Below are 22,831 nucleotides of genomic sequence, written 5' to 3'. Positions count from 1 at the left end.
TATTGAAGAAAGGAACGTAAGCAACATGACTAGTTATAAACATCCAAATGAAAGCAGAGTCGTTAGTACAGATCAAGTACTAGTGAATGATTTAAATAATTACAATACCCTCTTTGGAGGTGTATTGATGAAAAAATTAGATAATAACGCCACTTTATCTGCAAGAAGACACGCTAGAGTAAAGGAATGTGTCACAGCATCTACGGATTCGATTGATTTTCTTCATCCGATTACACAGTCCGACTCCGTATGTGTTGAATCATTTGTTTCCTATACTGGCAATACGTCAATGGAAATTTTTTGTAAAGTTATTGCGGAAGATATGATGACAGGAGAAAGAAAAATTGCTGCAACTGCTTTTCTTACTTTTGTAGCCCTGGATCAGGACAAAAAAGCAATTAAGGTACCAAGTATTGCTCCAGAATCAGCGGAAGAAAAATTCTTGTTTGAATCAGGTGAAAAACGGGCAGCAATGCGTCGTAAAAGAAGAGAACACAGTAAAGAACTGACGCAAATCATTGGTTTGGAAAAACCATGGGAAAGAGGAGATATCCATGTTTGTAAATCTGAATAACTTGTATCAAATAAAAGAAGAATTCGAAGAGCTTCAATATAATGATAAAGCATTATATGAGCATTTACAGCATGTGGTGAGCTTGACCAGACAGTTGCAAATTCCTTATAAATATTTAGGAGATTTGTTAGTAACAGGAGAAGAAGGAACAGTCAATCCTCCTTTTATTCGTGATTCTGTTTTACAACTTTATCAGCGTGAAGTGAAGTCGTTAAGAGAACGCAAGGATATTGAGAAGTTGTTATCTATTCTTCGTCAACTGGACCGTATCTCCTATTCACAAGTATTTCTGTTAGTGATGGGAGCAAAACCGGAGTTTATCCGCGTCAATACGATTATTAAATAACAAAAGGGCCAATCACCCAGAACAATATGTGGTGATTGGCCTTTTTCAATGATGAGAAGGTAAAGTGAACAAATAAAAGATCGATCATTCAGCAATCATTCCTTTCTATGCGTGAAAGCTGTTCTCGATAGTAACGATCCATGCTGTTATGTTTTGAGCTGGTCTTTTTGTATGCTCTTACAGGTGAATGCTGCCACTAAAAAAGATGATTCATTTTGGAATCATCTTTTTTATGCTTACTATTCTCTGTTTGCTGCAAAGATAAGAATAAAACGCATCAATTCGGCTACGGCAACTAATGCAGCTGCAACGTAAGTCAATGCGGCAGCATTTAATACTTTTTTGGTCTCCCGTTCTTCATTATTACGGATAATGCCTGCAGAAACTAGCTGGGTCATCGCCCTGTTGGAAGCATCGAATTCCACCGGCAATGTGACGAGTTGAAATAGTACTGCAACGGCGAAGAAAATAATTCCCACTAACATTAAATTCATTGTCCCCAAGAGCATTCCTGCAATAATTAAAATCATCGAGAGGTTGGAACCAGAACTTGCTGCTGGAGCTAAAGCGCTTCTAAAGCGTAAAAATGCATATTCTTCCTGATCTTGTATCGCATGTCCCACTTCATGTGCTGCTACTGCAGATGAAGCCATTGACCTGCCCTGATAGTTATTTTCAGAAAGGTTTACTTGTTTTTTACGGGGATCATAATGGTCTGTTAATTCCCCTTTTACCATACCGATCTGTACATCATGCAAACCGTTATCATCCAGTATTTTTCTGGCAACATCTGCACCAGTCATACCGGATGAAGTCGGTTTTTTAGAATATTTGGTATATGTGCTTTTGACTTTACTTGATGCAAGCATTGGAATAATCATTAGTAATAAAAAATAAATTAAATAAGCACCCATGTTTTAATTCCCCCATTACTGTATCTTAAGGTCAATTTTAGTCAGTATTTTCATTTTAGTCAACTGATTTGTCGTTTTTACGAAGCGACTTATTCCCTGGTTTTTCCCCTTTATATTTTTTCCAACTTACATAGGATAATGTAATAATAATGCAACCGCCTACAATCATTACACCTAAAATAAATGGAGACGGTGCCAAACTGTTATAATGAATATCTGATGAAGGAATAGAGGCAGCATGGACAGCTTTTACATGGCAAAACATCCCTATGATACCGATTGTCATCACACGAAGCAGTTTCCCACCCATAGAGATCACCTCTGATCTTTTTAATATCTACTCTTAGTTTATGATGAGAGGTGAACGGGTATGACGGTCAGACGCCTTGATTAGTAAGAAAATATAAAATGTTTGCATTGTTTGCGAAGAAACGATTAGCTGCACAGTACTAGTCTTACGTAATATTATCTTATTCAGAAACGGTTATATTTTGTTTGTGCAATAAAAACGCGTTCTTTTACTCGGCAGCTTTTTTTCGATGAATCGTTAAGTAATAAGCCAGGAGAATGGAAACAATACTTAACCAAAATGTAAAATAACCAATTTCATTCATATACGTTGTTAAATCAGAATAAATAGGCATTTGACCGAAAACATAGTCAATAATATCGTTGTGCAGTACAACGATTGCTGCGACAGTTAAATGTCGTAATTTTATTTTATAAAACGGGGCATAGAGTAACCCTTGTACAGCCATTCCAAAATGCGATGCAATCAGCATATAGCCTGCCGGACCGATATCCCCGCCTATTATTAATGATAATAAGTTCATCACAACAGCCCAGATGCCATATTTAAATAAAGAAACAATCGCTAATGCTTCAATATATGGAATGTTCTTACCAAAAATGAAAAATAATAAAAAAATAGTAAAAAATAAACTCGCTGTCGGGCTGTCCGGCACAAACGGAATAAATATCGCTGGAGTTATCTCCAGCTGCCATCCATACCAATAATAACCATAAATGGTGCCTAAAAAATTGATAATGAAAAGCAGTATCAAAAATTTTTTATCTAATAATATGTAGGATAACATCTCTATTCGATTTCTCCTTCTTTCTTAATAGTTACCAATAGAAGAAAGCACCTTTGCCTTATTATGGTCAAAGGTGCTTCTGTTTATCACAGTGTAACAAATATTCAGAAGGAATATGAGGAAATTCCCTCTGAATAAAATTTGTTTGATGCTTCATACTTCCTATTCTGCTGCTTCATTCGTTTCAACGATAAAATCTGCTAATTGTTCCAATTCTTCATCTGTTCCTTGGAACTGATCGGCAGGCATTGACCCGGTACCGTTTACAGCAATATCCATAATTTCTTCTTTTGAATGCTCATTTCCTCCGACTAACGCAGGGCCTGCACCGCCCTCTAATTCGCCGCCATGGCAGCTTAGACAGCTGGTTTCATATGCTGCGTATCCAGGATGACTCTCATCAACTACAGATTCACCCGGAGGAATTGGTTTGTTCTGTTCCGCACGCTCTTCCCAGTCAACTGGTGCTGCAGAAGTGTACGTTAACCAGATAACCGATGCTAGTCCTAATAGCATCATACCAACAGCAACTGGACGCTGACGCGGACGTCGCCCTGGACCATTGTCCAGAAATGGAGCAAGAAATAGTGCTCCAAATGCAATTCCCGGAATAACAAGAATTCCAAGAATAATCCAATTACCACTTGCAAATTGATATTTTAATAATTCATACAAGAATAAGAAATACCAGTCCGGTAGCGGGATATATGATGCATCTGTCGGATCAGCCATTCCCTCAAGCGGAGACGGATGTGCCAACACTAAACATAAAAACCCTACAAGGAAAACAGCTCCGGCCAACCATTCTTTTAATAAAAAGTTGGGCCAAAACGCTTCTGTTCTACCAGGATACTCGGAATAATCTTTTGGTATCTTGGATGCTCTTTCCGCCGGGATTCGGGAATCTCCGACGAACTTCATACCTTTACCTCTACGCATGGGTTGCCCTCCTTTTTATAGTGGTCCAGAAATACCTTGTCTACGGATTAAGATAAAGTGAACTGCCAATAATGCAAACAATGCTCCTGGTAAGAAAAAGACATGGATTGCAAAGAACCGGGTCAGCGTTTGTGCTCCGACAATCGTAGCATCTCCGGCTAGAAGCGTTTTTAAAGCTTCTCCGATAAATGGAACCTGTTCAGCAATTTCTAATCCAACTTGAGTTGCAAAGTATGCTTTGTTATCCCAAGGAAGCAAGTAACCAGTAAAGCCTAATCCCAGAATGATGAAGAAGATAAGAACTCCTACCATCCAGTTCAACTCACGAGGTTTCTTGTAGGCCCCTTGGAAAAACACCCGTAAAGTATGTAATAACAGCATTACGACAACAACACTTGCACCCCAGTGATGCATGCCTCGTACTATTTGGGCATGTGCTACCTCTGTTTGTAAATAATATACAGATTGCCAAGCGTTTTCAATATCCGGTACATAGTACATTGTCAAAAACATACCGGAAAGAATTTGAATGACGACAACAAAGAATGTTAATCCGCCGAAACAATATACAAATGCGGAAAAATGGTGCGCCGGATTAACGTGCTCTGGAACTTCGTGATCGGCAATGTCCCGCCAAATCGGCGTAATATCAATGCGATCATCGATCCAATCATAAATCTTTTGTAACATTGTTCATTACGCCTCCTCGTGTGGTTGGATATTACCCAGGAACAGCATGCCATCCCTTTCTTCCTGTTCATAAACATCAAGCGGTTGCAACGGCGGCGTTCCGGGAACATTCACACCATTTTTGTAATAACGGCCGTTATGACAAGGACAAAAATACTCTTCTGGATAATCTTCATTGCCTTCCCATGAAACAAAACAACCTAAATGTTTACAAACCGGGGAAAAGGCAACAATTTCATCATCATCATTTCGATATACCCAGGCTGTCTGGTTTACTTCTGATTCGTACCATCCGTCTACCTGGTCGATCGTCCAATCGACACGCTGTGGTTCAGAAGTGATTTCAGAAACTTCCAGACCAACATTTGCAAAATCTCCACCTTCATCATGCTTCAATACAGGATCAATAGCCATTCTGACAGGTGAAATTAACAAACCGGCAGCCATAAATCCGCCCACCCCTGTAAGCGTATAATTTAAAAATTGTCTGCGGGATATATCGCGCTTTTCATCACTCATGTTTTTCCCCCCTCTGTGTTCAAATAGTCACGGACATTATTAAGATAAAATCAGATTACTAGGACACTAATAATGATAGCGTAAACTATTGTTTGGGTCAATATATATCCTAAGGTTCAAACCAAATGTTTTGATAATTTTGTCATACATTTACCAAAAAGACTTCATCAATTCGGCTGTCTGCATCGTTTGGTCTCTTACCATGCTCTTTACTGCAGCTGGATCCGCATCTTTTAAAGGGATAGAAGGAAGCCAAATAAATTCTCCTTCTAATTGACTAGCTACTTTTCGCCAAGCAGGGTCAAAACTGATATACAACACATGTTCAAATGGTTGTTCTTTAAAATGAGCAGTCCATGTATTCAATCTTTCTGCTTCTTCGGATTTTTCAGCCGACGTGATATATGTATACATTGGCGTGAGCATGACTCTCCCCATTAATTCTTTCTCCAACTCTCTGGAAAGAAGCATTAAAACGTCATACTGATCAGCCTGTTTTGCAGAAGCGTCCAATGCACCAATTTGAAATGGGGCTAATGGGACAACAACCGTATCCACGTACTCCTTTGCTTGTTCGTATTTCTGTAAATCAACACTTGTCCATTTCATTCAAATTCCTCCTTTAAATGCTTGCCTATATTGTACCAATTTTTTTACATTGCTGAAAGAACCAAATGGAATCGCAGTCATAGAGAACAAAAGTGAAAAGCTCCCAGTTGTTGGCGTTCGGAGCTGGGCAGGACTGTTTATCTATCAATTGTGATTGGCAAGTAAACCGTTCTATTATTTTCTGCCATAAAAAAACAACCCGTAAAAAATACAGGTTGCTGCAGCATCATTTGATTAAAATAGTTCATTTTAGGTTTTATTCAGCAGTTTATCCAACTCTTTCGTTAACTCTATAAACTCTTTTTGATTTCCGGTATCCAGGGCGTTATCAATCTTTTCCCGCAATTGTTCCTGCTGTTGCTTTACAATGAGTTGATCCAATAATTCAGCGGTTGTCTGCTTATCATCTTTGGTCAGATAATAATCATCCGGTAAAAATGGATTTTCTTCTAAAACAGCAGCGTAATAGGCGCTTTGATTTGCCTGGTAGAAATTCAGCTGGATAAATAATGCTTCCTGCTTATTTAAACGGATATCATGAAATGTTTTCTCCGCATCCGTCGTTACCAAATGATTCTTATAAAAACGGAATGGTATTTTGTCCGAACACCGGCTTGAAATCATGACGCCCCTGGGGCAGTACTTCACATCTCTGACAAAATGTACATGTTCCAGAATATCCATATGGTTCACTAAATAATTAAGTATCCATACACTTTCTCTTTTTTTTAAGCGATAATGGTTTAAAAACCACTGGATGAACTTCTTCTTATCTTTTGCAGTTACAGATGATAGCATGCCACTCTCCCCTCTCTAAAAGCTTGATAATCCGCTATTACAGTAAATCTTGCTCTAAGCGTTCTACATGCTCACGCACATCCTCATCAATCGGCTGCTGTTCGAGATATGCTTTCAGGACCGGAATGGCTTCTTGCACTCTCCCTTCTTCCGTCAAGAAATAGCCATACTCTTTTAAAAAGTCACTGTCATGTTGTAAACTAGTATATGCTTCCTGATAGCTGTTTAATGCATCATCAAACGATTCTATTTCAACATTGGCTTTGGCCAATTCCCAATCATAGAGCGGATCCTCTGCACCAGTGTTTTTAATGCTTTGAATAACGTCAACAATCTCATCAAATGCTTCTCTTGCTTTAAGCAGTTCAATTAAAAACAAAACAGCTTCTTTATAATCTGGCTCTAAAGCAATTGCTTCTCTGACATGCTCTTCGCTTTCTGCCTCTCTTCCTAATTGGTGTGCAATTTCTCCGGCAAGGAAGTAGAGTTCTTTTTGATAGGAGTTCCTTTCCAGCCCCTGCTGGGTTATCTTATAGGCATCTTCCAGCATTCCCTGCTCTTTATAGACATCCGCAAGCTGCGTATAAGCGGCATAATAATCCTGGTCAATTTCCAGTGCGTGCTCCCATGCTTTCATTGCAATATCATCACGGTCAGCCTGATGTGCCGTAATCCCGTATTTAAATAATTTTTCAGGATCCGGGTCTTCCTCTTCTTTATAAAACGTCAGGGCTTTCTCATAATCACCGGCAGCTGCATATGCTTCGCCAAGCCGGTCGTCAATAGATATATTTGCTACTTCTTTTGTTTTTGCATACACATGTTCATAATAGTTAATAGCTTTCATGTACTCGCCAATAGAAAAGAACAGTTCTCCAAGTGCAAAGTCAATCACACTTTCCTGCGGGTCAATTTGTTTTGCTTCCATCAATTTTTGCTCGGAAACTTCAAACAGCCCTTGTGCCTGATATAAATCAGCCAGCTGGATTAATGCTTGCACATAGCCCTCGTCCTCTTCCGGAATTTCATTTAATATCGTAATCGCCAGCTCGTCTTCTTCAGATTCAATAAATATATCCGATAATGTGAGCTTTAACGAGGTTTCTTCAGGATATTTTTCAATCAATTGTTCAAGAATCGTTCTTGACTCGACTAGAAAACCCCATTGCAGGTATAGTTCGGCTATTTGAAACAAGGAATCATCATCCGCATTTTTTTGATAGTCTTTTAATAACGCTAATGCTTTCTCTGTTTCATTTTTTTCAGCTAATTCGATTGCTTGTTGAATGGTGTTCATTTAAAGAACCCCTCTCTTTTGTGTTTCTTTTGCTTCCAATTTATCATACAAAAAAGACAGCTACAGTTCAAATGACAAGAACTGTAGCCAGAATATAAGTGGATATTTCATCGATATAGAGCAATCATGATTTACTGCAAGATAGCTTCCAGATCATCGAAAAATGTCGGATAAGAAATGTTAATACTGTCTTTTTCATCCATTTTCACTGGAGCTTCTGTTATAAGCGCCGCGATAGCACCCATCATGGCAATACGGTGGTCCATATAGGAAGAAATGGTGCCGCCGGTTAATCGGCTGGGCCCGTTGATAACCATACCGTCTTCGGTGGCGGTAACATCCGCACCAAGTGCTTGCAAATTTTTACAAACGGCTTCGATACGATCCGTTTCTTTTACTTTTAATTCTTCCGCATCTTTAATGACCGTTTTTCCATCTGCCTGAGTGGCTAATAAAGCGAGTATTGGAATTTCATCTATAAGACGTGGAATGACATTTCCTTCTATCGTTGTTCCTTTAAGAGCGGTATACTGAATGGTTAAATCACCAATTTTTTCCCCGCCTGTTGTCCGTTCATTAGCAACTGTAATGCTAGCTCCCATTTGTTTTAACACATCCAGCACTCCAGTCCTGGAATGGTTTAAACCGACATTTTTTAAAGTAACTTTACTTCCAGGTACAAGGGCCCCGGCAATTAAAAAGAATGCAGCTGAAGAAATATCACCGGGAACTTCCACATCACAAGCGGTCAAATTCCCTTTGCTCGTTACAGCAATGCCTTTTTCCGTTTGTTTTAAATCTGCCCCGAATGCTTGAAGCATCACTTCGGTGTGATTTCTTGTTTCTGTTTCTTCCTGAACAACTGTTTCTCCTTCTGCAAGCAAACCTGCTAATAAAACGGCTGATTTTACTTGAGCGCTTTTCACCGGAAGCCGGTAGGTGATTCCTTGCAATGCGCCCCCGTGAATGGTAATCGGGAGGAAATTTCCGTCTGCTTCTCCGTAAATCGAAGCTCCCATTTTTCTTAATGGGTCAACTACTCGATTCATCGGGCGCTTCGTAAGAGAAGCATCCCCAAAAATGGTTGTTTCAAATGGAAGTCCGGATAAGAGCCCGAGCATTAACCGGGTTGTTGTTCCTGAATTACCAAAATCAATTGCTTCACCAGGTTTTTTCAGACCTTCTAACCCATTACCATGAACAAGTACCGTACTTCCCTCTTTTTCAATCCGCACACCCATTTTACGAAATGCAGCAATGGTTCGGAGACAATCCTCTCCATCAAGAAAATTCGTTACTTTTGTCGTTCCGTGTGAAATACTCCCGAAAATAATCGAACGATGGGAGATGGATTTATCACCGGGGACCATTACCTCGCCTTCTAATCTGGGTGAAGTATATTCAAATTGAACATGTGACACGCTATTCGCCTCCCTGTCATTACGATGGAATCATCGTTTCAAATCCGCGTTGTTTTAATATCTTCTGACCGGCATCTTGGGCTTCTTTTGAATAAAAACTTAGACGTAATGCACCTGTAATGCCTTCACGAACTTCAAGGATTTCAATATTTTTAATACTCAATGATGCGTTTGCCAAAATGAGTGCGACCTCCGCTATAGCCCCCGGCTGGTCAGCGATATCAACAACAACATCATAAAATGCAGGGATTGCTCCGCGCTCCCCTTCGTTTAATCCATCCCGATAATTTTTGGCACTATTTAAATACGTGATGACTTCTTCTTTTTCGTTCTCTTCAATCCGTTTTTTCAACTGTTCCATCTCTGTAATCCAGTCCTCCAGCATAGCTGACATTTTAGACTGATTATGGTAAAAAATATCCTGCCACATCACTGGATTACTGGAAGCAATGCGCGTAATGTCACGAAATCCGCCAGCAGCCAGGTTGGGAAGGAAAGCGTGTTTTTTCTCCCATTTTCTCGCCTGGTGAACAAGCGAGGATGCAATCAGATGTGGAAAATGGGAGATAACACCGGTCATCTCATCATGCTCATCAGGATTTAGCACGACAAAATTACTCTTGGTTGCGGATAAAACGTCCTGCAGTGTATGGACATTTTCCTCAGATGCATGATCCAGCGGAGACAGAACATAAATGGCATTTTCAAATAAATGCTCTTTCGCCGCTTCAATGCCTTTTTTGTGCGAACCGGCCATCGGATGACCGCCAATAAAATGAACAGCTTTATTGGTTAACTGATTTGCAGCCATAAGGACAGAACCTTTGACAGATGCTGTATCCGAAACAATAACGTCCTTGGTAAAAGGAATATCATCCAGTCTTGTAACCAGTTGAATCGTTTCTGAAATTGGGGCAGATATAATAATAATATCTGCCTGTAATGCCGCTTCTTCAAAATTTGTAAAAGCTTGATCGATAATTCCGTGATTTAACGCAAATTGCAATGTATTTTCATTGACATCAAAACCGGTGATGCCATGTTCGGATTCTTTTCTTATCGCTTTTGCGATGGACCCGCCAATCAGACCGAGTCCGGCTATTAAAACCTGTTGCTTCTCCATACGTTCACCTTACCTGATTTAATTTTTCTTGGTATTCTTTTAAAACGTTCTCCAACACTTTCATATCTTCTTCTTTTCCAATGGTGACACGAATCGTATTGGGGATTCCTAATAATTCTCCCGGACGGACGATAAATCCGCGCCTGATTAAATAATCAAATACATCTGTTCCGCTTCCAGGTGTTTTCACAAGCAGAAAATTCGCTTCTGATTCATAGTAGTCCCAGCCAATGGAAGTTAAAAAAGCCTGAAATTGCGTTAATACTTTTTTATTTTCCTGATACGTATGCCGGATAAAATCCTGATCTGAAAAGGCAGTAACAGCTGCCTGTTGAGTGACTGATGTTGTATTAAATGGACCGCGTACCTTATCCAGCGTTTCGACAATTATCGGGTCTGCGATGCCGTAACCAATTCGGAGACCTGCCAGACCGTAAGCTTTTGAAAATGTACGTAACACAATTAGGTTTGTATATTTATCTAACAGTCCCAGCGCATCGGGATCTTTTTCAGGATCCAAAAATTCAACGTACGCTTCATCTAAAACAACCAGAACGTCAGAAGGACAATCATTTAAAAAGCTCTCCAATTCTTCTTTGGAAAGGGACGTTCCAGTTGGATTATTCGGCGTACAAATCCAGATGATTTTTGTATTTTCCTGTACAGAAGCAAGCATCTTATCCAGCGGATGACTGCCATCCGCATTTACTGGGTGTTCAATAATCTCTGCACCTTCTATTAACGAATAATGCTTATACTGTGGAAACGTAGGTGTTGCCATAATAACCTGATCCTCTGCAGTCAAATAAGACCGGCAGAGCATCTGGATAATCTCTTCAGATCCGCTTCCGAAAATCAGTGATTCCGGACGGACATTTAATTTTTCACTGATCAAATAACGGAGTTCTGCCGTATAGCCGTCGGGGTAAATATGAAAGGCAGGTTCATTTGCCTGAAATACATTCTTTACCTTATCGGAAAAGCCATAGGGATTCTCATTCGACGCCAGTTTAACAATATAATCAAGTCCAAATTCGTCTTGAATGTCTTTTGTCTGCTTCCCTTGTTTATATGGACTGAGTTGTTTTAAAACCTCTTTACTTCTCATTGCTTAGCCATCCTTTCTTTCTACAAGATCCGGACGGAGTTTTACGGCCTCTCTCTGAAATGTATGCACAACTTCTTTTTGTGCTGTTTCCGTATTTACTACCATCATAACCCGGATGCAATTCGGCAGACTGCCGGGAACATCAATCTCCTGCATACACATAACGGGCACGTATTTCCATCCGTCAATTTCCCGCACAGCTTTTGCAGGAAACGCTGCATCAATTTCCTTGGTTACGGAAATAAAGGCATGGGATACATCTTCCGGCTGAATCTGATTGTTTTCTGCCATCTCCAGCACCAATGTTCTTGTATGCTCAATGATTTCGTCTGCTGTATTATTTTCTACTGTTGTAGCTCCTCGTACGCCTCTTGTCACAGCTTGTTCATCCTCTCTATATATGTTTTGATATAAGCCTCCACAGAGGAATCATCTAAGTTTTCGACAGTCGGCTCACCAATTTTATGGAGTAAAACCATCTGAATATGGCCGGAAACGGATTTTTTATCCGACTTCATGCTTTTAATGAGTTGATCTATATGTGCTTCTTCTATGTCGATAATCGGGTATTCATTCATTGTCATCCAATGATAGAACTCCTGAAACGGAAGCAGCTGTCCGTTTACATGCTCACTCACATGAAGGGCAAATAACATCCCGTTTGCGACAGCTTCTCCATGTGTTACTTTTCCATATCCGAGCGTAGCTTCAAAAGCATGGCCCAATGTGTGACCGAAATTCAGATGTTTACGAATGCCGGATTCTTTCTCATCTGCTTCTACGATATCTGCTTTCACCTTTATACCTGCTTCTAAGTGATTTTCCAGCTGCTCCGGCGAAATTTGTTTTAAAGAAAGCGGCAATAATGCTTCTGCTAATGAACGATCAGCAATAAGCCCTTCTTTTAAAATTTCTGCATAGCCGCTGCGAACTTCACGATAAGGTAAAGATGTTAAAGTTTCCGTATCATATAAAACAGCTGCCGGCGGGTAAAAGCAGCCGATTAAGTTCTTTCCGGATGCATGATTAATAGCTACTTTGCCACCGACACTGCTGTCATGAGCCAAGATTGTCGTCGGCATTTGCACGTAGTCAATTCCGCGCATAAAAGTAGCAGCGACAAATCCTGCCAAATCACCTATTACCCCGCCGCCTAAGGCAATAATGAGTGATTTGCGGTCCAGTCCGCTTTCAATAGCTTTGGACTGTAATTTGTAGTACACTTCTATATTTTTGGAGGCTTCTCCAGATGGAACAACCGATGTATAGATAGCTTTATCTTGCAGGCTGTTTGTCACATCTTGCAAATATTTATCAGCTATTTTATCATCCGTTATGATGAAAATGGAGCTGTAATCCTCGTGCAACCACTTCTTTAAGCGAAATCGCAGACCGGATTCCATCACAATCGGATAATGACGCTGGATTGACTGGATGGTTAATTGTTTCATTTAGAAGCACCTGATTTCTTCTCTATATGCATCTATAGCCTGTTTCAGCTGTGAAAAACGGTCGCTTGAAAACTGTTCTGTGACAGCTTTCGCTACTTCAAAAGCAACGATATGTTCCATCACGACAGAGGCAGCTGGAACTGCACAGGCATCCGATCTTTCAACGGTCGCTTTAAAAGGTTCTTTTGTTTCAATATCCACACTTTGCAATGGTCGTTTCATCAGCGTCGGGATAGGCTTCATCACACCACGTACAATAATAGGCATACCAGTACTCATGCCGCCTTCTAAACCGCCCAGACGGTTCGTGGTGCGATGATATCCATCTGCTTCATTCCAGGTAATTTCGTCATGGACTTCACTGCCATTTAGGCGGGCTGCTTCAAAGCCGATACCGAATTCCACCCCTTTAAATGCATTAATGCTGACTACACTTGCTGCAAGTTTACTGTCCAGCTTTCTATCATAATGTACATAGGAACCAATTCCGGCCGGCAATCCTTCTACATAAACTTCGCAGACACCGCCAATCGAATCGCCCACTTTTTTTGCTTCGTCTATCGCTTCCACCATTGGCTGTTCCACATTGGAATCTAATACCATAACCGGAGAATTCTCGGAAACCTCCGCACGTTCTTTTGCTGATAAATCGGGCTTTTCTTCTGCGCGGATACCGCCAATTTCTTTAACATATCCGGTGACACGAATGCCTAATTGTTCTAATAGCGATTTTGCTACTGCACCTGCAGCAACCCTTGCCGCTGTTTCTCTTGCTGAGGAACGTTCTAAAACATTCCGCATATCGCGGTGCCCGTATTTCAAACCGCCATTTAAATCGGCATGTCCCGGACGTGGTTTTGTAACAACTCTCCGCATTTTCGCCTCTTCGTCCATAGGATCTGCACCCATGATGTCTGTCCAATGCTTAAAATCATCATTATGTATCACAAGTGAAACAGGAGATCCGAGCGTATACCCGTGACGCACACCACTGGTAATATCTACGGTATCCTTTTCAATTTGCATTCTCTTTCCTCTGCCATGCCCGCCTTGTCTTCTGCGCAGGCTCTTATTGATATCTTCCGCTTTTAATTCCATCTGGGAAGGCAGTCCTTCGATAATTGTCGTTAATTGTTTTCCATGTGATTCTCCAGCTGTTAAATAACGCACTATACATTCTCCTTTACCTTTATAAACTATGAAAAAGAGATTTTTATAATCGCTGTTATCTTCCAAATAATTTCGTAAAAACGAACGTGTCATATTTTTTAGATAATATCGAATATACTTCACTCATTTAAATAGTTGAAAGTTTTCTAATTACTATATCATATCTTCCTGTATTTCGGGTAGTGTTAATTATTGTTTCCGGTAAAAAAAGCTGTCTTCCAGATAAAAACCGTATTCTCCAGCGTTAAATATCTGCTCGGTACTGCCGACAAACAAGCAGCCGCCCGTTACTAAGGATTGCTGAAAGTGACGGAATATATTTTTTTTAGCTTCTTCTGTAAAATAGATTAACACATTCCGGCAGACAATCAAATCCACTTCTTTCGGATAACGGTCTTCTAATAAATTATGCCGTTCAAAACGGATATGCTTTCTTAAAGATGGATCCACCTGAAATATCGTACCGTTTGACGTGAAATATTTTTTCTTTAAAGCAGCAGGCAGTTCTTTTAAAGCACGTTCCTGATAGTTCCCTTGTTTGGCTGCATTTAACACAGCCTGATCAAAATCTGTAGCACGAATCTGATAGTTTAAATCCGGAAAGTGTTCTTCCAGCATCATTGCCAAACTGTATGGTTCTTCTCCTGTAGAACAGGCAGCACTCCAAATCGTCAGTTTTCTTTTGTTTTTGATTAATTCCGGAATAATTTTCTTCTGCAGAACGTCCCAGCGATTGGGATTCCGGTAAAACTCAGAAACATTAATGGTTAATTTTTCTGTGAATTCCTCCAGAAACGCAGCATCTTTCTGACAAGCCGTAAAATAATCAACATAGCTTTTAAAACCGTGCTTATCCCTTAACGTCGTGATCCGTCTTTTCATTTGCGCTTCTTTATATAAACTCAGATTTAATTGAAGTGATTGATGTACTTTCTGTTTCATTAAATCATAATCATCTTTCATCCATTACCCTCCCTGCTCGTACATAAAAACCTCCGTATGTTTAACGGAGGTTTCCACAACGCTTTCCTTTAATAAATCCAAGTTTCGTCTTGCTTATTGTAATCGTTCAGCTCTTCTTCATTAAAAAACAGATTGATTTCTCTTGAAGCGCTTTCCGGAGAATCTGAACCATGAATAATATTTTTGCCGACATTCATGCCGTAATCTCCGCGAATTGTACCCGGAAGTGCCTCAGATGGGTTTGTTTTTCCCATGATTGTACGAGCGGAAGCAATCACATTATCTCCTTCCCAAACCATTGCGAATACCGGTCCGGAAGTAATGAAGTCAACCAGTTCGCCAAAAAATGGGCGTTCCTTATGTTCTGCATAATGTTGTTCAGCCAAATCGGCAGATACTGTCATTAACTTAGCTCCGGCTAATTTAAACCCTTTTTGTTCAAAGCGAGCAACAATATCTCCGATTAAGTTACGTTGAACACCATCCGGTTTAACCATTAAAAAAGTTTTTTCCATTCAAATCACCCTATCTCTATGTAATTAAAAAATATAACCTCTAAAATAGTAACAAATTATCAGTCAAATAACAATATCTTAATTAGATTAGGAGCGTCTTTTTCCAATAAATGCAGCAATATCCTGTAAACTTTTCTTTGCTCTGGATGGTTCCAGCCCATCTAAAGACTTTAATGCCTTTTGTAAATAAAGGTCACTGACGGCATAGCTTCGTTTGATAGCATCTGTATTTTTTAAACAGGCAACCAGTTTCTGCATGGTGCTTTTATTAATATCCTGGTTACTGGTAATCAATGTCGTCAATTGTTTTCTTAATTCTTTATCCTCCATTGCATAAAGAACAGGAAGTGTAATATTCCCTTGTAATAAATCATTTCCTGCCGGCTTCCCTAGTTCTTTTTCCGTAGAAGTGAAATCAAGAATATCGTCAATAATTTGATAAGACATGCCAACGTTGTACCCATAACGATATAATTTATTGGCATCCTGATTACTTAATCCACCAACCAGCGCACCCAGTTTACAACTGCAAGCAATTAATAATGCTGTCTTCCTTTTTATCCGGCGAAGATAATCACGCAAGTTTTGGTTCCATTGATATTTAAATTGGATTTGTTCAATTTCGCCAATGGATACCTCCACAAGTGTTTTTGATAATAATGTATGTATTCTTGGATCTTCTATCTTTGTAATTTCTTCCAGAGCCCTTGCAAGAATGAAATCTCCTGTATACATCGCAATCCGGTTTCCATATTGGGAAGCGGTTGTCGGTTTTCCGCGACGGAGTTCTGCCTCATCAATCACGTCGTCATGAACAAGCGTTGCCATATGAATCAGTTCCAACGTGACAGCCACTTTTTGTATTTTTTGGGAATCATAATTCCCTAATTGACATGAAAGCAAAACAAAAACAGGACGAATTCGTTTTCCCCCTGCTTTCAAAAGTGCTGTTGAAGCGTCTCGAAGTATGGGATGTTCAGCCTGAATACTCTGCTGTAAAGTTTTTTCAATAGCGTCCATATCTTTTGTTAAAAAACCATAAATCTTTGGTAGTCTCATGTACGTCACCTTATTTTACTAGTAAATTCATTCTTCATTTAAGATTTATGCCCCATGTGCATGGCAGCACCACCGCCGGCATACGTTTTGACATCAACAAACTTGAAGCCTGCATCAAAAAACATTTGTTTCAATTGGTCTTTGCCCGGGAAATCTTTTGCAGATTCCTGCAGCCAGGAATATTCCTGATAACTCTTGGCAAATATTTTCCCAAGTAATGGCATGATAAATTGGAAATAAAAATAATAAAGTTGTCGATAGCCTATCAAAGTAGGCTGTGATGTCTCGAGACAAACAACCTGCCCTCCCGGTTTTACTACCCGGTACATTTCTTTTAAAACGGCCATATAATCCGGTACATTCCGTAAACCGAATCCGATGGTTACGTAATCAAATTGATTGTCTTCAAAAGGAAGCTCCATTGCATTGCCATGCATCCATTCGATTGCATCCAACTGTTCCCGATTTCCTTTTTCTTTCGCGATAGACAGCATATTTTCGCTGAAATCCAGACCGATTACTTTCCCATCCGGACCGACGGCTTTTGCTAAAGAAATGGACCAGTCTCCCGTACCGCAGCATACATCTAATGCGCTGTCTCCCGGTGATACATGCATCCGTTTCATGACATCTTCACGCCATAATATATGCTGTTTAAACGAAATCACAGAATTCATCGCGTCGTAGTTTTTATATATATTCTCAAAAACGTGATGGACACGTTCTTCTTTTGATGAATAACCCATTATGCATTACACTTCCTTTTAAAGTCTTGACGTTCTCAGTTCATTCTTTTCCTGAGAATAAATGAACTGTTTCATAAACAAATTAGATTCGGATAACTGGGAAATAGCATGATAGACAGCTTTTCCATAATCCCGGATCAATTTACCATCAATCAGAGGCATAGAAGTTGCTTTGTTATGATGTGCTTCCCATTCTGTACGCAACAAAGAATAGCCATAATCAGCCTCTTCCGTGTCTAAACGACGGTACATTAGCCAGTTTTGGATAATGGATTCTAATTCAGCACCATACAGATATGTCGCCACATGTACAAGTAATGATGCATTTAATTTCATTTTTATCTGTAACCATGTTTCAAGTGGTAATTGCTCTTCATAATATAAAGTCACTTTCAACTCATTTATTTCACGGATGGCATTTGCGAGTGTCTGAATAAACGGAATCTCGCCTGCTTCTGCCAATAATAAATAATATAATCCGCTGTAGTAGTCCCCTGAAAGAACCTGAAGTTGTTTTTTAATCATTTCATTTTCCGTATCGGCTCTTTGTTTAATGGAAACAAAATCATGCGTATCCAAGGCAATTTGAACAAGCATCGTTGAAATAATATACTTTTCACGCTGCAAGGGAGTCAATGATTTATGTTGTTCAACAAGAAAAAGTAATAAATTCCATTTTTCCTCATCGATAACTGGATAATGTATATGCTTATGAATGTATGAATCATACAATTTATTTTCCAGTATTTTTCTATAACCTCTATCTGTTCTAATAAATGTAGTCAACACTATCACCTGAATCCTTTCAGCCTTTCTTCGCTTTAGCTATTATAGCACATTTTACACGTTATAAAAATGAAAGAAATTATTCTATTATCGCACGTGTGTAAAAAATAAAACCCCTTATTTCAGGCTTTTCATCAAAATCCAGGTTGGATGAATGAATGATAATTATGTTTTATAGTTCCCGCTGCGACGGGCTGTAGAGGGTTAAGTAATCGCAGTGTTCATTCTTTTTCGGCAGGGTGAATCGCCGTTAGTCTCCTAATGAGTTGCATCCGGCTGAAGGAAATTCTGCTTATTCATTTTTTATTTCACCGTGACTTGTCTGGATAAGTGCTTTCCCGCGGACTTTAATAGCAGAAGTATGCTCTGTGAATTGCGCAATCATAATTTCCCCTTGATCCAGTTTTTCCGAATGATGGAATTTTGTATCGCTGCCACGAGTTAACCCGATAACATGAACCCCGTCTTCTAACGCTTTGATAACAAAATAATCTGCTGTTGTGTTTTGACCGTCCATCCGTTCGTCCTCCTTAATTGTAACTATTTGATTGTTTTTAAGTAACACACGATTCATTGAGAGGTGTCTGCACTCCGTTATATTTGTGTTGGATAAATTAGCTGTTATTGAGACCAATTCCTTTAAAAGGTTGTTCAAAAACAAGGAAAGGGACACGTTTATGAACGTGCCCCTCCCTTTTGTACACTCCGGTTCGGATATGTAAAAGATTATTTTACACTATCCTTAAGAGCTTTACCTGGTTTGAAAGCAGGAACTTTGCTTGCAGGAATTTCGATTTCTTCTCCTGTTTGCGGATTGCGTCCTTTACGTGCAGAACGTTCACGTACTTCAAAGTTACCAAAACCGATTAGTTGTACTTTTTCACCGTCTTTAAGTGAATCCATGACTGCATCAAATACTGCATCTACAGCTTTTGTTGCATCCTTTTTAGAAAGATCGCTTTTTTCAGCCACAGCATTTACTAAATCTGTTTTATTCATGACATTCACCTCCTCCCAGGATGTTCTTTAGACAAATAGACGGACACCGTCTGTCTATCCATGGTCTTTTTCATCAAAGTCACCCTAATATGTGATGACAAGGCTTATAATAAACGAGTTTTAAATAAAATTCAACAAAAACTATCGATTTCTCTAGAATTTATTGAGATTTTACATGAAATTTCCTTTTTCTGAAGCGAAGCAGGCTAAACTCTTATGGAACAAGCATTGTCACCTTTCCATAAATCTATACGGTGTTTACCGGTTTTTTTTGCCGTTCTAGAAAAATATTTTCTTAGAAAACCTGTCATTTGTCTTATTTTTGCTTGAAAGCTATCAAAAATGAGGTATCAGGGAATGCAGACAAAAAAATAAACAGCTATTTTTTAGCTGCTTATCCAGGATGTATTCTTTTATAATATAATAGCGATTAAACCGCCTGATCCTTCGTTAATAATTCTCTCCAGCGTATCTTTTAATTTATATCTTGCATTTTCCGGCATTAAAGAGATTTTACCCTGAATACCTTCTCTGACAATCGAACTGAGCGACCTGCCAAAAATATCAGATTCCCAAATCGATAGCGGATCTTCTTCAAAATCCTGCATCAGGTAACGGACCAGCTCTTCACTTTGTTTTTCGGTTCCGATAATCGGGGAAAATTCCGATTCCACTTCGACCCGAATCATATGAATAGACGGTGCAACCGCTTTTAATCGAACACCAAATCTGGAGCCCTGCCGGATGATTTCCGGTTCATCCAGCTGCATATCTTCTAAACTTGGTGCAGCAATACCATAACCAGTTTGTTTTACCATTTGCAATGCCCCGGAAACCTGATCGTATTCCCGTTTTGCATAGGCAAAGTCTTGCATCAATTCTAGTAAATGGTCTTTACCGCGAATTTCTTCTCCGACAATTTCTTTTAGAACATGATCATATAATTGGTCGGGAGCATGTAAATCAATTTCAGCAATGCCTTCTCCCATTTCCATACCGGCTAGGTTAGCCCCATCAATATATTCGTAATCCCTGAAATAACCAACAATATGGTCCACATCACGCAAACGTTTGATATCCTTCACTGTATCTTGAATGGCTTCCTGGTAATTCTGACGAAGCCAGTGATTTTCTTTTAATACCATCACCCAGCTGGGCAGGTTCACATTTACTTCAAGTACCGGGAATTCAAATAATGCTTCGCGCAATACACTATAAACATCATGTTCCGTCATTGTTTCTACGCTCATGGCTAACACTGGAATATCGTGTTCCTGAATCAATTCTTCCCGAAGCATGGAAGTTCTTTGACTCTGCGGTTCTGTTGAATTAATCACCATAATAAAAGGTTTACCAACTTCTTTTAACTCTTCAATCACCCTTGTCTCTGCTTCCACATAATCTTCTCTATCGATTTCCCCGATAGAACCGTCTGTAGTTACGACAACGCCGATGGTTGAGTGTTCCTGAATGACTTTCCGCGTTCCAATTTCTGCTGCATCGTGAAATGGGATTGGGTCCTCATACCATGGTGTATGAATCATACGTGGCCCATTTTCGTCTTCAAACCCTTTCGCACCTTCTACAGCATATCCGACACAGTCAACGAGGCGGACGTTTACATCTAATCCATCTTCGACATTGACTTGAACAGCTTGGTTCGGAACAAACTTTGGTTCTGTCGTCATAATGGTTTTTCCAGCAGCACTTTGTGGTAATTCATCGTGTGCTCTTGCTTTTTCACTTTCACTTTCAATATTAGGAAGTACAACTAACTCCATGAATTTCTTAATAAAGGTGGACTTTCCTGTACGGACTGCTCCGACGATTCCAAGATATATGTCGCCATTTGTACGTTTCGATATATCCTTAAAAATATCTGTTTTTTCCAAAAGATCCCCTCCCGATCTCCGTACTTTGATATACATCACCCGTAATAATTGGACACTATCAGTCTATGACGTTGTCCTAATGGATTATGACTGGTTTCACATATTTTATCTGTATCAGATAAAACAAACCTTATATTTCATGTGTATGCAGCATAAATTGAATTATTCTGTTTTGTTTACATGCATTAAAAAAGCCGTACAATCCATTGTACGGCTTTGCGTTTATTCTTCTTCCATAAATACTGCTTGTCCATCTTCTACGGTATATGGCATGGAATACGCAGGGACAAATGGTGAGTCATCTACTAAAAGGTGACGGATATCTTCGCCTTCTTCATAATCATCATCTGTTTCCTCCAGCGCCTGATTCAAATCATAAGCATAATCAATGTATAGATTTCCGTCTAAATCCATTACAATTGGTAAATCAGCTTGTGTAAAAGGACTTTTTACGGTTGGCGCTTCTTGTAAACCAAGTTTTTCATAATCTACTGTATATATTTGATCGGTAATTTTCTGCCCGAATGCCGGATACGTATGCTCTTGTCTATACGTGTCCAATCGTACGTTGACGCTCCGTAACTGCTCCGTAGCTTGTAAATCAATTAGCCTGACTTTGAGGTCTCCTTCCGGATCAACAATGGTATATTGATAGACACCGCCTTCCTCAAAAGCATTTCCCGGTATTTCTGAAAGATACCCTTTCTCCAGCATCGGTCTGAAATCGATTAAATATTTTTCATAGATATGTGTTTCGCTGTCTTTGGTCTGGATTGGCACTAAACCATCTTCTCCTTCTCTATAGGTTTCAACGGCCTGCTGGACAACAGCTAATTGCTCTTCATTCGGAACCTGATTTTCCGACTGTTCACTTTGCGGATACATGCAGCCGCTTAAGAGCAGGAGAAAACAAGGTATTGCCAATAAATATGTATATTTCATCATGAAACTCCCTTTCCTATCTGGTTGGTCCGCTAAATGTAACATATAAAATAATCAAAGCTCCGCTGACGAGACTTATGTACGCTAACAACGTAACGATACCGCCAAACCAGCCCCGCAGCTTCGTTCTGCTCCAAACAATCAGGCCGGTAGCTAAGATTAATAAAAACATGCCTACAAAAGATATGTACATCATTAACATGGATACTGACAAAGCTTTCCCCCCTATTTCAATCAAAATACATTCAACAGACGCTATTATAACATAATTTTTGCGCAATATGCTTCCGGATAACTGACGAAACATTGAAAAATATAAAATGCCATTCTTCATGCAGTGACGGGTTTTTGGCGCTTGTAACTGGACATGGCGTTTAGAGGCAAACAGTTATCCACAAGTAAATTTTTTATAATTCCCTAGATATTAAAAAACCTATGGCAAAGGGGGTAACTTCACCATAGGCTGACTAAATAAAATCCTCAGCAACTCTATTCCTTGAATGCTGGTGCGATTTATCTTATGCATTATTTTGAAAATCCGTATACTCAACCGCCTATAAAACCCTATTTTCTAAATAATTTATTTAAAGAATTTGCATCTCCAGGCATTTTGCCGTTAACCACGGATTTTACAATTTTGTCTTCTTGTTCCTTGGAAAGGGGTTTATTCGCCATTGTTGAGAGCTGCTTAACAAGATTCCGGACGGTTTTTTCATCCGAAAAATCAGCATGCTTTACCGAATCAGCTACTTTGTATACTTCCTCAGGATTAATGTTGGAGTTCTTCTGTATTTTATCAAACATACCTTTTTGAAAATTATTCACATGGTTTCCTCCTTGCATTTCATTCATCACAGTATATGCCGGGAGGAT

The 22,831-nt window shown here is 39.5% G+C and carries 28 protein-coding genes; 2 read left to right on the top strand and 26 right to left on the bottom strand.

Annotated elements, in window-relative coordinates:
* The first annotated feature begins 25 nt into the window (after positions 1–25).
* Complete coding sequence (locus B7E05_RS11760; RefSeq protein ID WP_080874387.1) at positions 26–574, top strand: acyl-CoA thioesterase; 549 nt, start codon at positions 26–28, stop codon at positions 572–574.
* Complete coding sequence (locus B7E05_RS11755) at positions 555–920, top strand: hypothetical protein (protein ID WP_080874386.1); 366 nt, start codon at positions 555–557, stop codon at positions 918–920. Before B7E05_RS11760 ends, B7E05_RS11755 begins: the two co-directional genes overlap by 20 nt.
* Before the next feature lie 239 nt (positions 921–1,159).
* Here B7E05_RS11755 and B7E05_RS11750 read toward each other — a convergent pair whose 3' ends face one another.
* From B7E05_RS11750 to B7E05_RS11625, 26 genes are all read right to left on the bottom strand, one after another.
* Positions 1,160–1,834 carry a zinc metallopeptidase gene (locus B7E05_RS11750; RefSeq protein ID WP_080874385.1) on the bottom strand — a complete coding sequence of 225 codons (675 nt, stop codon included), beginning with the start codon at positions 1,832–1,834 and terminating at the stop codon, positions 1,160–1,162.
* Positions 1,835–1,889: 55 nt separating this feature from the next.
* A complete protein-coding gene (locus B7E05_RS11745; RefSeq protein WP_080874384.1) occupies positions 1,890–2,144 on the bottom strand; it encodes a sporulation protein YpjB in 255 nt (84 codons plus the stop codon).
* Between the two features lie 208 nt (positions 2,145–2,352).
* Positions 2,353–2,931: a lipoprotein heptaprenylglyceryl N-acetyltransferase LhaT gene (gene lhaT / locus B7E05_RS11740; RefSeq protein WP_080874383.1), complete on the bottom strand. Its 579-nt coding sequence runs from the start codon at positions 2,929–2,931 to the stop codon at positions 2,353–2,355.
* A gap of 162 nt (positions 2,932–3,093) precedes the next feature.
* Entirely contained in the window at positions 3,094–3,870 is a 777-nt protein-coding gene (locus tag B7E05_RS11735; RefSeq protein ID WP_080874382.1) for a menaquinol-cytochrome c reductase cytochrome b/c subunit, read from the bottom strand.
* A gap of 15 nt (positions 3,871–3,885) precedes the next feature.
* On the bottom strand, positions 3,886–4,560 hold the full coding sequence (gene qcrB / locus B7E05_RS11730) for a menaquinol-cytochrome c reductase cytochrome b subunit (protein ID WP_080874381.1): 675 nt from the start codon (positions 4,558–4,560) through the stop codon (positions 3,886–3,888).
* A 6-nt stretch (positions 4,561–4,566) separates the two neighbouring features.
* Positions 4,567–5,079: a QcrA and Rieske domain-containing protein gene (locus tag B7E05_RS11725; protein ID WP_080874380.1), complete on the bottom strand. Its 513-nt coding sequence runs from the start codon at positions 5,077–5,079 to the stop codon at positions 4,567–4,569.
* Between the two features lie 150 nt (positions 5,080–5,229).
* The gene (locus B7E05_RS11720) at positions 5,230–5,688 is read right to left on the bottom strand and encodes a DUF2487 family protein (protein WP_080874379.1); all 459 of its coding nucleotides are present in this window, start codon (positions 5,686–5,688) and stop codon (positions 5,230–5,232) included.
* A gap of 249 nt (positions 5,689–5,937) precedes the next feature.
* On the bottom strand, positions 5,938–6,486 hold the full coding sequence (locus tag B7E05_RS11715) for a ReoY family proteolytic degradation factor (RefSeq protein ID WP_080874378.1): 549 nt from the start codon (positions 6,484–6,486) through the stop codon (positions 5,938–5,940).
* Positions 6,487–6,523: 37 nt separating this feature from the next.
* Positions 6,524–7,783, bottom strand: a complete 1,260-nt coding sequence (locus tag B7E05_RS11710; protein WP_080874377.1) for a tetratricopeptide repeat protein — start codon at positions 7,781–7,783, stop codon at positions 6,524–6,526.
* Between the two features lie 131 nt (positions 7,784–7,914).
* Complete coding sequence (gene aroA / locus B7E05_RS11705; protein WP_080874376.1) at positions 7,915–9,204, bottom strand: 3-phosphoshikimate 1-carboxyvinyltransferase; 1,290 nt, start codon at positions 9,202–9,204, stop codon at positions 7,915–7,917.
* Positions 9,205–9,223: 19 nt separating this feature from the next.
* Positions 9,224–10,327: a prephenate dehydrogenase gene (locus tag B7E05_RS11700; protein ID WP_080874375.1), complete on the bottom strand. Its 1,104-nt coding sequence runs from the start codon at positions 10,325–10,327 to the stop codon at positions 9,224–9,226.
* Between the two features lie 4 nt (positions 10,328–10,331).
* Complete coding sequence (hisC, locus tag B7E05_RS11695; RefSeq protein WP_080874374.1) at positions 10,332–11,435, bottom strand: histidinol-phosphate transaminase; 1,104 nt, start codon at positions 11,433–11,435, stop codon at positions 10,332–10,334.
* Between the two features lie 3 nt (positions 11,436–11,438).
* Positions 11,439–11,813, bottom strand: a complete 375-nt coding sequence (gene aroH, locus B7E05_RS11690; protein ID WP_080874373.1) for a chorismate mutase — start codon at positions 11,811–11,813, stop codon at positions 11,439–11,441.
* Complete coding sequence (gene aroB, locus B7E05_RS11685; protein ID WP_080874372.1) at positions 11,810–12,886, bottom strand: 3-dehydroquinate synthase; 1,077 nt, start codon at positions 12,884–12,886, stop codon at positions 11,810–11,812. The genes aroH and aroB overlap by 4 nt, the downstream gene beginning before the upstream one ends.
* Positions 12,887–14,056 carry a chorismate synthase gene (aroC, locus tag B7E05_RS11680; RefSeq protein WP_080874371.1) on the bottom strand — a complete coding sequence of 390 codons (1,170 nt, stop codon included), beginning with the start codon at positions 14,054–14,056 and terminating at the stop codon, positions 12,887–12,889. It abuts the gene before it with no gap.
* 189 nt (positions 14,057–14,245) lie between these two features.
* Complete coding sequence (locus B7E05_RS11675; protein ID WP_080874370.1) at positions 14,246–15,019, bottom strand: CheR family methyltransferase; 774 nt, start codon at positions 15,017–15,019, stop codon at positions 14,246–14,248.
* A 68-nt stretch (positions 15,020–15,087) separates the two neighbouring features.
* Entirely contained in the window at positions 15,088–15,534 is a 447-nt protein-coding gene (ndk, locus tag B7E05_RS11670) for a nucleoside-diphosphate kinase (RefSeq protein ID WP_080874369.1), read from the bottom strand.
* Positions 15,535–15,621: 87 nt separating this feature from the next.
* A complete protein-coding gene (hepT, locus tag B7E05_RS11665) occupies positions 15,622–16,593 on the bottom strand; it encodes a heptaprenyl diphosphate synthase component II (RefSeq protein ID WP_080874368.1) in 972 nt (323 codons plus the stop codon).
* A 38-nt stretch (positions 16,594–16,631) separates the two neighbouring features.
* Positions 16,632–17,339 (bottom strand): demethylmenaquinone methyltransferase, encoded by a 708-nt coding sequence (gene menG, locus B7E05_RS11660; protein WP_080874367.1) that lies wholly within the window; start codon positions 17,337–17,339, stop codon positions 16,632–16,634.
* Positions 17,340–17,357: 18 nt separating this feature from the next.
* Entirely contained in the window at positions 17,358–18,128 is a 771-nt protein-coding gene (locus tag B7E05_RS11655; RefSeq protein WP_425435096.1) for a heptaprenyl diphosphate synthase component 1, read from the bottom strand.
* Positions 18,129–18,417: 289 nt separating this feature from the next.
* Complete coding sequence (gene mtrB / locus B7E05_RS11650) at positions 18,418–18,642, bottom strand: trp RNA-binding attenuation protein MtrB (RefSeq protein WP_080874365.1); 225 nt, start codon at positions 18,640–18,642, stop codon at positions 18,418–18,420.
* A gap of 209 nt (positions 18,643–18,851) precedes the next feature.
* Positions 18,852–19,124, bottom strand: coding sequence for an HU family DNA-binding protein (locus B7E05_RS11645; protein ID WP_080874364.1), 273 nt, complete (start codon positions 19,122–19,124; stop codon positions 18,852–18,854).
* A 413-nt stretch (positions 19,125–19,537) separates the two neighbouring features.
* On the bottom strand, positions 19,538–21,016 hold the full coding sequence (spoIVA, locus tag B7E05_RS11640) for a stage IV sporulation protein A (protein WP_080874363.1): 1,479 nt from the start codon (positions 21,014–21,016) through the stop codon (positions 19,538–19,540).
* Between the two features lie 222 nt (positions 21,017–21,238).
* Positions 21,239–21,958, bottom strand: coding sequence for a hypothetical protein (locus B7E05_RS11635; protein ID WP_179134525.1), 720 nt, complete (start codon positions 21,956–21,958; stop codon positions 21,239–21,241).
* A gap of 16 nt (positions 21,959–21,974) precedes the next feature.
* Positions 21,975–22,172: a DUF2768 domain-containing protein gene (locus tag B7E05_RS11630; RefSeq protein ID WP_080874361.1), complete on the bottom strand. Its 198-nt coding sequence runs from the start codon at positions 22,170–22,172 to the stop codon at positions 21,975–21,977.
* A gap of 350 nt (positions 22,173–22,522) precedes the next feature.
* Positions 22,523–22,783 (bottom strand): stage VI sporulation protein F, encoded by a 261-nt coding sequence (locus B7E05_RS11625; RefSeq protein WP_080874360.1) that lies wholly within the window; start codon positions 22,781–22,783, stop codon positions 22,523–22,525.
* Between the last annotated feature and the right edge of the window lie 48 nt (positions 22,784–22,831).

Source organism: Oceanobacillus timonensis (genome assembly GCF_900166635.1).
Lineage (GTDB): Bacteria > Bacillota > Bacilli > Bacillales > Amphibacillaceae > Oceanobacillus > Oceanobacillus timonensis.
This window is presented reverse-complemented; position numbering and strand designations above follow the sequence as displayed.